Origin of the sequence: Streptomyces sp. TP-A0356 (genome assembly GCF_001417775.1) — a bacterium.
Classification (GTDB): Bacteria; Actinomycetota; Actinomycetes; order Streptomycetales; family Streptomycetaceae; genus Streptomyces.
In genome coordinates this window covers 27119-41519 of sequence record NZ_BBZJ01000044.1, presented here as the reverse complement: position 1 = coordinate 41519, position 14401 = coordinate 27119, and the positions used below count along the sequence as shown (strand labels likewise).

The following is a 14401-nucleotide window of genomic DNA, read 5'->3' as shown; positions in this document are numbered from 1 at the left end:
CGATCCCCTCGGCTTACCGTGGTGCGCCATGAAGGTTGTGCGAACGCCGTCGGCAGCCTCCGTGGCGTGGCGCGAGAGGGCATGAAACGTCCCGCGCGCCGGTTCGCCGGCGTTCGGTGGGCACCGGTCGCCCCGGCTGGATTCCTGGTCTGATGAGCTGCGTCGCGCGGTGGAGGCCGGTGCAGTTCGTTCCCGGCACCCGGCGCGGCGTCGCCCCTTCGCCAGACGCCCGTCGTCGCCGGCCCGGGCCCCATGCCGCGCGGCGCAGGCCGGGACCGCGGTGAGCCGCCTTTCCCGAGCCTGTCACAGCACGCCGGGCGCATCAGGTGCCCGCTGAGCAAAGGTCACAGTCACCATGAATGCAACAAGCCCGCGCCTGCATGTCGCCGTGTTCATCTTCGCGGATTTCGGGCACATCAATCCGACGCTGGGAGTGGCCCGCGAACTGTTGGCCCGCGGCCATAGGGTCACCTACGTGATCGACGAACGATTCGCGGACCGCGTCGAGCAGAGCGGGGCGCGCGCCGTCACGTACGCCTCCGGGCGAGGCGCCTTCTACAAGGCGACCCATCCGACCGCGGACGAATTGGCGGACGACGGCCACAGGCTCTTCATCGAGACGATGGACACGGTCGTCCCGCTCGCTGCTTCCGCGTTCGAGAACGATTCGCCGGACGTGGTGTTGTACGACTTCGAGACGGTTGTCGCGGGCAGAATGACCGCCCGCACGTTCGACGCCACCTCGATCCAGGTGAACCCCAGTTATGCGTCGAACGAGGAATTCTCGATGCGGGCCATGGTCTGGAAAGCCGACCACCCGGTCATCCAGGCGTGCGTCACGGCTCTCATCGAATTCCTCCAGGCCAACGGCATAGGACTTGAGGAATACAGCCGCTTCGGCGACGAGTGGGACGAGCGGAACCTGGTCTTCCTGCCTCGCGAGTTCCATATCAAGGGGGACACCTTCGGCGACCGCTACTCTTTCGTCGGTCCCACGGCGACGCAGTACGACGGCGACATCTCCTGGACCCCGCCCGGCGACGGCCGGCGCGTGGCGCTGGTCTCGCTCGGCACGGAGGCAGTTGGGCAGCAGGAGTTCTTCCAGGCCTGCGCACAGGTGTTCAACGAGCGTGAGTGGCACGTGGTGATGACCGTGGGGTCCGACTTCGACCCCACACAGCTGGGAGCCCTGCCTCCCAACGTGGAAGTCCACCCGTGGCTGCCCCACCCGGTGATCCTGCCGCACGTGGATGTCCTCGTCTGCCACGCGGGCATGGGCAGCGTGATGGAGGCCCTCTACTTCGCCACGCCCGTGGTGGCGGTCCCGCGCGCGCACGAACTGGAGCTGACCGCACGCCGGCTGGAAGAGCTGGGGCTGGGGCGGATGATCCCCGTGGACGATCTCAGCGCGTCGGCCATCGCCGAGGCCGTACAGGGGCTGCTGGCGGCCCCGGGGCTCGACGAACGGCTTGCCCTCATGCGCGAGCACCTGATCGCGTCCGGAGGCGCCCCACGCGCGGCCGACCTCGTCGAGAGGTGGGCCGCCGAGGCGGCCAAGCCCGCCGTCTCCGCACAGCCGTCGACCGCCCTCTGAACGACCCGCTGCACGGCCCTGTGCGAGGGCATTCACGGCCCGCGCGAGGAGCTCCGCGCACCTGACGTCCCCTCCACGCGCGGGGAAGCCGCGGCACGCTCTAGGCGAAACCCTAGCGAAGCTGTGGCCATACTGACGCTGCGATCAACATGCTTCGGCACTTTGGGTGCTCGGACCCGGCGCGAGCGGCCGGCTCGTCGGCGGCACCGCATTTCCGTTCCCGACGTGATTGGAATCCGAGAGCGTGAGTGACAGGTTGCGCAATGAGCTGATTCGACCGCTGCATGAGCTGCTTGACCACCATGCCCGTCGTTTTCCGGAGAAGACCGCGTTCCTGGACGCGCGGCGCTCCGTCACGTACGGAGAACTGGAACGCCGTACACGCCGACTGGCCGGACACCTGGCGGACCTCGGCGTGCAACGCGGTGACCGGGTGCTGCTGCGCATGGGCAACCGGGTCGAGATGGTGGAGAGTTACCTGGCCGTCACCCGCGCCGGTGCCGTCGGTGTACCCCTCGACCCCCAGTCGACGGACGCCGAACTCTCCCACCACCTCGACGACAGCGGTGCCGACCTGGTCATCACCGCAGCCGCCCAGACGGAACAGGTCCGCAGAGTCATCCGGCGCGCCGCGCAGGCCCGCGTCGTGGTGGTCGGAGCGGCCCAGGCCGACAACACGCTCCCGCGGTTCGAGACCCTCGCGACCACCGAGCCGGACGGCGGTGCGCGCGACGACCTCGGTCTCGACGAGCCGGCGTGGATGCTGTACACCTCGGGCACCACAGGGCGTCCCAAGGGCGTGGTGTCGACGCAGCGAACCTCTCTGTGGGCGACGGCGTCCTGCAACGCGCCCATCCTCGGCCTGGACGCCGAGGACCGGGTGCTGTGGCCCATGCCGCTCTTCCACGCGGTCTCGCACAACGTGGGCGTGCTGGGCGTACTGGCCGTCGGCGCCACGGCGCACATCGTGCAGGGCGCGGCCGCCGACGAGATCCTGGAGACCGCGCACGAGGACGGGTCCACCTTCCTGGTGGCCGTACCCACGCTCTTCCACCGCATGGTGGAAGTGGCCCGGGAGCGCGGCACGGGTCTGCCGGAGCTGCGCGTGTGCATGGCGGCCGGTTCCGCCTGTCCGGCGTCGCTGCACGAGACGTTCGAGGAGACCTTCGGCATCCGTCTCCTGGACAGCTACGGCAGTACCGAGACCGGTGGGGCGATCACCACCCAGGCGCCGGACGGACCGCGCATGCCGGGCTCCTGCGGAACGCCGCTGCCCGGGCTGACCCTGCGCCTGACGGACCCCCGCACCGGCGAGGAGGTCGCTGCGGGCGAGGAGGGCGAGGTATGGGTCAACAGCCCGGCTCTCATGCTGGGTTACCACAACCAGCCCGAGGCGACCCGGGCCGTGCTCCATGACGGCTGGTACCGCACCGGCGACCTCGCCCGCCAGGACGCATCCGGTTTCCTCACCATCACGGGCCGGGTCAAGGAACTGATCATCCGCGGTGGGGAGAACATCCATCCCCGGGAGGTCGAGGAGGTTCTCGCCCGGGTGCCCGGAGTGGCCGACGCCGCGGTGGCCGGCCGCCCGCACGAAGTGCTCGGCGAGGTTCCCGTCGCCTATCTCGTACCAGGGCCCGAAGGCATCGACCCGGCACTGCTGCTGGAGACCTGCCGTCGGGAGCTGTCCTACTTCAAGGTGCCCGACGCGTTCCACGCGGTCACGGAGATCCCCCGGAACGCGGCAGGGAAGATCGCCCGCCGACAGCTCGCCGAGCTGCCCGCCGCCCTGCTCTCCGTGAATCCCTCGGTCGGCCGGCGGCCGGACGTGCAGGCACCCGCCGGCGGCAGCGGCGCCCCGACGGACTCCGCCACGTTCCTGCCGCCCGCGGACGCCGAGGCGCCGACCGGCGGAAGGGCGCTGCTCGACCTGGTGCGCTCCGCCGTGGCGGAGGTCCTGGGGCTCGCCTCCGCCCAGGAGGTGCCCGTGGACCGGGCCCTGCACGAACTCGGCTTCACCTCGCTGGCCGCAGTGGCTCTGCGCGACCGCCTGTCCGCCGCCACCGGACGGCGCCTGTCGGCCGCGCTCGCCTATGACCACCCCACCGCCGGCGCCCTGGCGACGTATCTGGCGGGCGAGTTGCTCGACGCCGCGCCGACGGCCGAGGACACCGAACCGGCCCGGACCGACCCGGACGAGCCGGTGGCCATCGTCGCGATGGGCTGCCGGTTCCCCGCCGGCGCGCACTCCCCGGAGCAGCTGTGGGAGCTGCTCATGGCGGAGACGGACGCGGTCGGCCCGCTGCCGGTGGAACGGGGCTGGGATCTCGACCGGCTGCTGGACGACGCGTCCGGCGGTGGCGGCAGGTCGTCGGCCCGCCAGGGCGCCTTCCTGGAGGACGTGAGCCGGTTCGACGCGGCGTTCTTCGGGATCTCGCCGCGTGAGGCGCTGGCGATGGACCCCCAGCAGCGGCTGCTGCTGGAGACGGCCTGGGAGACGTTCGAACGCGCGGGCATCGACCCGGCGTCCCTGAAGGGCAGCCGGACCGGAGTCTTCGCCGGGGTGATGCACAACGGTTACGGGCCCGGGCTCTACGACCGCGCGCCCGAGAACCTCGAGGGGTACCTCGGCAACGGCGCGGCCGTCAGCATCGCCTCCGGGCGCATCGCGTACACGTTCGGTCTGGAAGGACCGGCGATCACGGTGGACACGGCGTGTTCGTCCTCCCTGGTCGCCCTGCACCTCGCCGCTCAGTCGCTGCGACAGGGCGAGTGCACGCTGGCCCTGGCCGGCGGGGCGACGGTCATGGCGACCCCCGCCGCACTCGTCGAATTCAGCCGTCAGGGCGCCCTGTCCGCCGACGGCCGCTGCAAGGCGTACGCGTCCGCCGCCAATGGCACCGGGTTCTCCGAAGGTGTGGGGTTGGTGCTGCTGGAGCGGTTGTCGGACGCGCGGCGTCGTGGTCATCCGGTGTTGGCGGTGGTCCGGGGGTCGGCGATCAATCAGGACGGTGCGTCCAATGGTCTGACGGCGCCGAACGGTCTGGCGCAGCAGCGTGTGATTCGTGCGGCTCTGGCGAACGCGGGTCTCGTCCCTGCTGAGGTCGATGTGGTGGAGGGGCATGGCACGGGGACCACGTTGGGTGATCCGATCGAAGCGGGTGCGTTGTTGGCGGCGTACGGTCAGGGGCGGCCGGAGGGGCGGCCGTTGTGGCTGGGGTCGGTGAAGTCGAACATCGGGCATACGCAGGCGGCGGCGGGTGTCGCCGGTGTGATCAAGATGGTGCAGGCCATGCGGCACGGGGTGCTGCCGCGCACCCTGCACGTCGACGAACCCTCCCCCCACGTCGACTGGACCAGCGGAGAGATACGGCTGCTGACCGAGGCACAGGCGTGGCCCGACACCGCACGCCCGAGGCGGGCCGGGGTGTCCTCCTTCGGCGCCAGTGGCACGAACGCTCATCTGATTCTGGAGGAGGCGGAGGGGGAGGCGCTGGTCGCTGGGGTTGTTGGTGATGCGGTGGAGGATGCGGTCGAGGATGCGGTGGTGTCGTTGATGGTGTCGGCGCGGGGTGAGGAGGGTGTGCGGGCGTTGGGGGAGGGGTTGGCGTCGTTCGTGGAGCGGTATGGGGAGGTGTCGTTGGGGGAGGTGTCTCGGGTTCTTGCGGGGCGGGCGGTGTTTGAGTGTCGTGCGGCGGTGGTGGGTGGTTCGCGGGTGGAGTTGGCTGCGGGGTTGCGGGGTGTGGGTGATCCGTCGGTGGCGGGGGTGTTCAGGGGTGTGGGTCCGGTTCTGGGTGATCCGGTGTTCGTGTTTCCGGGGCAGGGTTCGCAGTGGCCGGGTATGGCGGTGCGGTTGCTGGCGGAGGATGGGGTGTTCGCGCGGCGGTTGGGGGAGTGTGAGGAGGCGTTGGCGTCGTTCGTGGGCTGGTCGTTGACGGGTGTTTTGCGGGGGTTGGCGGGTGAGCCGGGTCTGGAGCGGGTGGATGTGGTGCAGCCGGCGTTGTGGGCGGTGATGGTGTCGTTGGCGGCGGTGTGGGAGGAGTTGGGGGTGCGGCCGGGGGCGGTGGTGGGTCATTCGCAGGGTGAGATCGCGGCTGCCACGGTGGCTGGTGTGCTGAGTCTGGAGGATGGTGCGCGGGTCAGTGCGTTGCGGTCGAGGCTGATCGCGGAGTTGGCGGGTGAGGGTGGTATGACGTCCGTGGCGGTGGACGCGGAGACCGCCCGGGACATGATCGCGCGGCTGGGTCTGGACGCGCATGTCGCGGCCGTGAACAGTCCCATGGGTACGGTGGTTTCCGGTGCGGCGGGAGATCTGGACCGGCTCGGTGAACACTGTGAGCGGGAGGGCATCAGGGCGCGTCGTGTTCCGGTGGACTACGCGTCCCACTCGCCCCACATGGAACAACTGCGTGACGAACTGCTTGAGTTGCTGGCACCCGTAGTACCGCGGTCGTCCAAGGTCGCGTTCTATTCGTCGTTGACCGGGACGCGGCTGGACGGTGCTGGGCTGGATGCCGGGTACTGGTATCGCAATCTGCGGCACACGGTGGCCTTCGAGGCCGCCACGCGTGCTCTGCTGGCGGACGGACATCAGGCGTTCGTCGAGGTCAGCCCGCATCCGGTGCTCACTTTGCCGTTGCAGGAGACCCTTCAGGAGGTCGCGTCGGAGGTGCCGCACGCGGTGCTGGGGACGCTGCGCCGCGATCACGGTGGCCGGCGTGACGTGCTGGTCGCGGCCGCGCAGGCCTTCACCCGCGGTGTTCCCCTGCATGCCCGTCCCGCCGCGCCCCATCCCGAACTGCCCACCTACCCCTTCCAGGGCGACCACCACTGGCTGCACAGCCGACCGACCGGCGGCGACCCGCAGGCGGTGGGGCAGCGGCCGGTGGCACATCCGTTGCTGGGCGCGGCGATCCACACGGCGGACGCGGACGCGGTGGTACTGACCGGACGGGTGTCCGTGGCGACGCACCCCTGGCTCGCCGACCACGTGGTGCGCGGTTCCGTGCTCTTCCCCGGTACGGCGTTCGTCGAGGCGGCGATCCGTTCGGGAGACGAGGCCGGCTGTTCCTTCCTGGAGGAACTGGTCCTGGAGGCCCCACTCGTCCTGGCCGAACAGGAGGTGGTGAACCTCCAGGTCACGGTGGGCGCGCCGGACCCGTCGGGACGCCGCACGGTGAGCATCCACTCGGCGCTGCAGGACGACACGGACGGCGCCGTCGCGCAGGAACCGGCCTGGCTCCGGCACGCGAGCGGGTTCCTGCGCCCGGCCCCCGCCCAGGAACCGGACGCCGCGGACGCCCTGGCCACGTGGCCGCCGAGGGCCGCGGAACCGGTGCCTGTGGAGGGCGTCTACGAGCAGCTGGAGGAAGCGGGATACGGGTACGGACCCCTCTTCCGGGGACTGCGGGCCATGTGGCGGCGAGGCGACGAGGTGTTCGCCGACATCGTGCTCGCCGCCGAGGACGCCGCGGACGGTTGGGGCGTACACCCGGGACTGCTGGACTCGGCGCTGCACCCCGACGTGCTGAACGAACTCGCCGTGGGACGACCCGAGGGGACGGACACGGACCAGCTGCACCTGCCCTTCGCCTGGCACGACGTGCAGCTGTACGCATCGGGTGCGACCGCCCTGCGGGTGCGTCTGACCTGGTCGGGCACCGAGGGCGTGTCCCTGCTGGCCGTGGATCCCACGGGCGCGCCCGTGCTCTCGGTGGCGGCACTGACGACCCGGCCGATGGCGCAGGGAACGGCCACGCCGACCGCCGAACTGGTCCGGCAGTCCCTGTTCCGGACCGAGTGGACACCGCTGACCACGCCCGTGCCGACGGCGGATGCCGGACGCTGGTGTGTGGTGGGCCCCGACGCCGAGGACCTGGTCCGCGCAGTGCGGAGCACGGGTGTCGACGTACGGGCGTACGGCACCCTCCGGGACGCGGCGGAGGGCGACGGGCCGTCAGCCGATGTGCTGCTGGCCTGCCCGTCGGCGGTGGAACCCGCCGCGGCCCCGGCCGAGGCGGCCCGCACGGCCGCGCGGCGCATGCTCGCCGACCTCCAGGCGTGGCTGGGCGACGAGCGCTTCGCGGCGACCCGCCTGGTGGTGGTCACCCGCGGGGCCGTCGCGGCGGCCCCCGGCGAAGGCGTCGCGAACCTGACCGACGCCCCGCTGTGGGGGCTGGTGCGATCGGCCCAGACGGAACATCCGGGCCGTATCACCCTGTTGGACGTCGAGCCGCCCGTGAAGCCCGCCGCCGGACAGCCGCCCTCGGCGGATGCCTCCGCACACGGCGCCATGGCCGTCGTCGCGGCGGTCGGCTCCGGGGAACCCCAACTCGCCGTACGGGACGGTGAAGTGCTCGTCCCCCGTCTCACACGCGCCTTCGACGCGCCCGAACAGGAGGCCAAGGGCCTCGACCCCGACGGGGTCGTCCTGGTGACCGGCGGCACCGGCGGTCTCGGAAGCATCCTGGCCGACCATCTGGTCACCGCCCACGGCGCACGCCACCTGCTGCTGCTGAGCAGAAGCGGTCCGCACGCCCCCGGTGCCGCCGAACTGGAGGCGCGGCTCGTCTCACGGGGTGCGAGCGTCTCGATCGCGGCCTGCGACGCCGCCGACCGCGAGGCGCTCGCCGCGGTGCTCGGCGGGCTCGACCGTCCGCTGACCGCGGTGGTGCACACGGCGGGCGTACTGGACGACGCCACGACCGCGGCCCTGACGCCGGAGCAGTTGGAGACCGTCATGCGCCCCAAGGTGGACGCGGCGGTGAACCTGCACGAGCTGACCCGCGACGCGGACCTGGCGCGGTTCGTGCTGTTCTCCTCGCTCGCCGGCGTCCTGGGCGGCCCCGGCCAGGCCAACTACGCGGCCGCCAACGCCTTCCTGGACGCCCTCGGTGAGCACCGCCGCGCCCACGGCCTGCCGGCCACGACGGTGGCGTGGGGGCTGTGGGAGGACGGCGGCCTGACCGCGCACCTCGGCGACACCGACCGCCGCCGGATCGCCCGGGGCGGCGTACGGCCGCTGTCGGCCCAGCAGGGAGCGGCCCTGTTCGATGCCGCCGTGGCCCGGGACGGCGCCACCTTCGTGGCCGCGCGGTTCGACCTCGGTGTGCTGCGCCGGCAGCCCGGCGGTGTCCCGGCCGTGCTGCGCGGTCTGGTGCGCACCCCTGTCAGGCGTACGGCGGCCGCGGGCGTCGCGCCGGACGGCGGCGCCGGGGAGTGGCTGGCGAAGCTGTCGGAGCCGGAGGCACGGAGGGCGCTGCTCGACCTGGTCCGGACGCATGCGGCAAGCGTCCTGGGGCACGAGTCCGCGGCGGCGGTACCGGTCGACGGCGTCTTCAAGGAACTCGGGTTCGACTCACTGTCCGCGGTGGAGCTGCGCAACCGCCTCAACGGGGCCACCGGCCTGCGACTGTCGCCCACCGTCATCTTCGACCACCCGACCGCCCACACACTCGCCGAGCATCTGTGGGGGACCTGGAGCGGCGACACGGCGACCGCCGCAGCGGCCACGCCGGTGACGGTCGCGCACACCGGGGCGGACGAGGACCCGATCGCGATCGTGGCCATGGGCTGCCGCTATCCCGGGGGCGTCTCCTCCCCGGGGGAGCTGTGGGAACTGGTGGCCTCCGGAACCGACGCGGTCACCGGCTTCCCCTCCGACCGTGGCTGGGACCTGGACGCCCTGTACGACCCGGATCCAGACAAGCCAGGCACCTCCTACGCACGTGAGGGGGCCTTCCTGGACGGGGCGAGCCGGTTCGACGCGGCGTTCTTCGGGATATCGCCGCGTGAGGCGCTGGCGATGGACCCCCAGCAGCGGCTGCTGCTGGAGACGGCCTGGGAGACGTTCGAACGCGCGGGCATCGACCCGGCGTCCCTGAAGGGCAGCGCGACCGGCGTCTTCGTCGGCGCCCTGTCCCAGGAGTACGGCTCCACCCTGCTGCACGAGGCACCGGAGGGCCTGGACGGCGTCCTGCTGACGGGCAACGCGCTCAGCCTCGTATCGGGCCGGCTGTCCTACTTCCTCGGACTGCAGGGCCCCGCGGTCACGGTGGACACGGCGTGTTCGTCCTCCCTGGTCGCCATGCACCAGGCGGTGCAGTCGCTGCGACAGGGCGAGTGCGGTCTGGCGCTGGCCGGCGGGGTGACCGTGATCGCCACCCCCGGTACCTTCACCGCGTTCAGCAGGCAGCGCGCCATGTCGCCCGACGGTCGGTGCAAGGCGTTCGCCGCGGCCGCGGACGGCACCGGCTGGGGCGAGGGTGTGGGGTTGGTGCTGCTGGAGCGGTTGTCGGACGCGCGGCGTCGTGGTCATCCGGTGTTGGCGGTGGTCCGGGGGTCGGCGATCAATCAGGACGGTGCGTCCAATGGTCTGACGGCGCCGAACGGTCTGGCGCAGCAGCGTGTGATTCGTGCGGCTCTGGCGAACGCGGGTCTCGTCCCTGCTGAGGTCGATGTGGTGGAGGGGCATGGCACGGGGACCACGTTGGGTGATCCGATCGAAGCGGGTGCGTTGTTGGCGGCGTACGGTCAGGGGCGGCCGGAGGGGCGGCCGTTGTGGCTGGGGTCGGTGAAGTCGAACATCGGGCATACCCAGGCGGCGGCGGGTGTGGCCGGTGTGATCAAGATGGTGGAGGCCATGCGGCACGGGGTGCTGCCGCGCACCCTGCACGTCGACGAACCCTCCCCCCACGTCGACTGGACGGCCGGTGCTGTGGAACTCCTCACCCGGGAGGAGCCCTGGACCGCTGCCGAGGCACCGCGGCGGGCCGGGGTGTCCTCCTTCGGGATCAGTGGTACGAACGCTCATCTGATTCTGGAGGAGGCGGAGGGGGAGGCGCTGGTCGCTGGGGTTGTTGGTGGTGCGGTGGAGGATGCGGTCGAGGATGCGGTGGTGTCGTTGATGGTGTCGGCGCGGGGTGAGGAGGGTGTGCGGGCGTTGGGGGAGGGGTTGGCGTCGTTCGTGGAGCGGTATGGGGAGGTGTCGTTGGGGGAGGTGTCTCGGGTTCTTGCGGGGCGGGCGGTGTTTGAGTGTCGTGCGGCGGTGGTGGGTGGTTCGCGGGTGGAGTTGGCTGCGGGGTTGCGGGGTGTGGGTGATCCGTCGGTGGCGGGGGTGTTCAGGGGTGTGGGTCCGGTTCTGGGTGATCCGGTGTTCGTGTTTCCGGGGCAGGGTTCGCAGTGGCCGGGTATGGCGGTGCGGTTGCTGGCGGAGGATGGGGTGTTCGCGCGGCGGTTGGGGGAGTGTGAGGAGGCGTTGGCGTCGTTCGTGGGCTGGTCGTTGACGGGTGTTTTGCGGGGGTTGGCGGGTGAGCCGGGTCTGGAGCGGGTGGATGTGGTGCAGCCGGCGTTGTGGGCGGTGATGGTGTCGTTGGCGGCGGTGTGGGAGGAGTTGGGGGTGCGGCCGGGGGCGGTGGTGGGTCATTCGCAGGGTGAGATCGCGGCTGCGACGGTGGCTGGTGTGCTGAGTCTGGAGGATGGTGCGCGGGTCAGTGCGTTGCGTTCGCGGCTGATCGCGGAGTTGGCGGGTGAGGGTGGTATGACGTCCGTGGCGGTGGACGCGGAGACCGCCCGGGACATGATTGGGTCGTTGGGTCTGGACGCGCATGTCGCGGCCGTGAACAGTCCGGTGGGTACGGTGGTTTCCGGTGCGGCGGGAGATCTGGACCGGCTCGGTGAACACTGTGAGCGGGAGGGCATCAGGGCGCGTCGTGTTCCGGTGGACTACGCGTCCCACTCGCCCCACATGGAACAACTGCGTGACGAACTGCTTGAGTTGCTGGCACCCGTAGTACCGCGGTCGTCCAAGGTCGCGTTCTTTTCGTCGTTGACCGGGACGCGGCTGGACGGTGCTGGGCTGGATGCCGGGTACTGGTATCGCAATCTGCGGCACACGGTGGCCTTCGAGGCCGCCACGCGTGCTCTGCTGGCGGACGGATATCAGGCGTTCGTCGAGGTCAGCCCGCATCCGGTGCTCACTTTGCCGTTGCAGGAGACCCTTCAGGAGGTCGCGTCGGAGGTGCCGCACGCGGTGCTGGGGACGCTGCGCCGCGATCACGGTGGCCGGCGTGACGTGCTGGTCGCGGCCGCGCAGGCCTTCACCCGCGGTGTTCCCCTGCATGCCCGTCCCGCCGCGCCCCATCCCGAACTGCCCACCTACCCCTTCCAGGGCGACCACCACTGGCTGACGGCTTCCCCCGGGGGCTCCCGTGGTGCGTCCGGCATCGGTGCCGTGAGCGCGCAGCACCCACTGCTCGGGGCGGCCGTCGAGATGCCCGGCTCCGACACCGTGCTGTTCACCGGGCGGCTGTCGGCGAAGGCGCACGACTGGCTCGCCCGGCCCGGCACCGGCGGTCCCCCGGTCGTCCCCGAATCGGCACTGGTCGAACTGGCCGCCAGGGCCGGCGACCAGGTCGGCTTCGGGCGGCTGGAATCACTGTCGGTCCAGGACCCCCTGATCCTGCCGGAGTCCGGGGCCCTCCAGCTCCGGGTCACGGTCGGCGAGCCCGGCGAGACGGGGGCGCGTCCGGTGACCGTGCACTCCCGGCGCGGTGACGAAGGCGTCGGACGGCCGTGGACGTGCCACGCCACGGGAACGCTCACCCAGGAGAACCCGCCTCCCTCCTGGGACCTGGAGGCGTGGCCCCCGGCCGAGACCGAGACCGTGCCGTACGAGCAGCGGGCGGCGGACGACGGACGTGAGGAGCACCGCGGCACACCCTCCCTGTGGCGGCGTGGCGACGAGCTCTTCGCCGAGATATCCCTGACCGAACGGCCCCGGGCGGAGGCGGCGGCGTTCGGGCTCCACCCGGTCCTGGCCGACGCGATGCTCGATCCGCTGCGGATCCAGGGCGCGCCGACGGACTCCGGACGCGCATGGCAGGCGGCAGAGTGGCAGGGGGTCTCGTTGCACGCCTCCGGGGCCTCCGTGCTGCGCGTACGCATCAGCCCGCTGGCCGACAGAACCTTCTCGCTGCGAGTGGCCGACGCCACCGGGGCGCCGGTGATGACCGTCGAGTCGCTGACACTGCGGCCCCTCTCACGCGGCGATGTGCGAGCCGCCGAGGCCGCCCAGCAGGACAGTCTGTTCACCGTGGAGTGGACCGACACGGACCTCGCGTCGACCACCGGGACCGTGCCGGCCAAGTGGGCGATCGTCGGTGAGGACACCCTGCGGGCCCGGTCCGGACTGATGGCCGTGGGCCAGTACATCGAGGCGTACCCGGACCTGGAGACGCTGGCCGCGACGCTCGGCGACGCCTCCCACGCACCCGATGTCGTCCTGGTGACCTGCGCCCCCACCACGGTGGGAGGCACGGGTGAGGACATCGCGGGCGCCGTCCACGACACCACGCGCCGGGCACTGGCATGGGCAAGCTCCTGGGCGACGACGCCCGTTTTCGACCGGTCCCGGCTGGTGTTCCTCACCCGGGGCGCGGTACCGGCCTGGGACGGCACGGGGGCGACCGGACGGCTCGACCTGACGGCGGCCGCGGTGTGGGGGCTGGTGCGCTCGGCGCAGACCGAGTTCCCCAACCGCTTCCTGCTGGTGGACACCGACGCCGGCAAACCGGCCTGGCGGGCGCTGCTGAAGGCGGTAGCCTCCGACGAACCGCAGTGGGCGCTGCGGAAGCGGGCCGCGCGGGTGCCGCGGCTGGCACGCCTCGCGATCGAAGCCCACGACGACGGCACGCTGCCGGGCGGCGCCGACGGCACGGTCCTCGTCACCGGCGGCACCGGCATGCTGGGCAGCGCCGTCGCCCGTCATCTGGTGACCGAGCACGGCGTCCGGGACCTGCTGCTGACCAGCCGCCAGGGCCCCGGCGCGCCGCGAGCGGCCGACCTCGACGCCGAACTGTCCGCCCTCGGCGCGCGGGTGACCATCGCCGCCTGCGACGTGACGGACCGCAACGCGCTCGCCGGACTGCTGGCGGAACTCCCGGCCGATCGCCCGCTCAGGGCGGTGGTGCACACGGCCGGCCTGCTGGACGACGGGGTCGTCCCCTCCCTGACGCCCGAACGACTCAGTACGGTGCTGCGGCCGAAGGTCGACGCCGTGCTGGCGCTGCGGGACGCGACCCGGGAGACGGAGCTGTCCTCGTTCGTCCTGTTCTCCTCGGTCGCCGGTGTCCTGGGCGGAGCGGGCCAGGCCAACTACGCCGCGGCCAACGCCTTCCTGGACGCGTTCGCGCACCAGACGCGTGCCGACGGCATCCCGGCCACGTCCATCGCCTGGGGAGTGTGGGCGGGGCGCGACCTGCTCACCGCGGGCAATGCACGGCTGGCGCTCCAGGGAGCGGGCGAACTCGCCACGGACCAGGGACTGCAACTGTTCGACGCGGCACTGAGGACGGGGCTGGGCTCCACCGTGGCGGCCCAGTGGGACTTCCGGGTGCTGTACGAGGGGGCCAGGGCCGGTCAGGCCCCGGCGCTGTTCCGTCACCTGCTGCCGGCTCCGGCCCGCCGGACGGCGCAGGACAAGCCGGCGCAGGCCACGGAACTCCGGCATGTGCTGGCCGCGATGACGACCGACGCGGAGCGGGACGAGGCCCTGACCGGACTCGTGCGCGACCGGATCGCCGCAGTTCTGGGCCACTCCTCCGCGCAGGAGGTGGCGGCCGCGGTGCAGCTCAAGGAGCTCGGTTTCGACTCCCTGACCTCGCTCAACCTCCGCAACGCCCTGAACACCGCCACGAAGCTCACCCTGGCTCCCAGCGTGGCGTTCGACTTCACGACGCCCGCCGAGCTGGCCCAGCACATCAAGAAGCAACTGCTCGCCTGAGACCGGCCTCGACGCCGGACGGAGAA

At 71.8% G+C, this 14401-nt stretch carries 2 protein-coding genes; both read left to right on the top strand.

The window, feature by feature from the left end; genetic code table 11:
• The first annotated feature begins 355 nt into the window (after positions 1–355).
• The gene (locus ASC56_RS36035) at positions 356–1594 is read left to right on the top strand and encodes a macrolide family glycosyltransferase (protein WP_055495831.1); all 1239 of its coding nucleotides are present in this window, start codon (positions 356–358) and stop codon (positions 1592–1594) included.
• A 244-nt stretch (positions 1595–1838) separates the two neighbouring features.
• On the top strand, positions 1839–14375 hold the full coding sequence (locus ASC56_RS36030) for a type I polyketide synthase (protein ID WP_159039818.1): 12537 nt from the start codon (positions 1839–1841) through the stop codon (positions 14373–14375).
• Positions 14376–14401: the final 26 nt, after the last annotated feature.

Excerpts from the sequence above, each read along its gene's own strand:
- ASC56_RS36035 (WP_055495831.1), top strand. The coding sequence starts at position 356 with ATGAATGCAACAAGCCCGCGCCTGCATGTCGCCGTGTTCATCTTCGCG.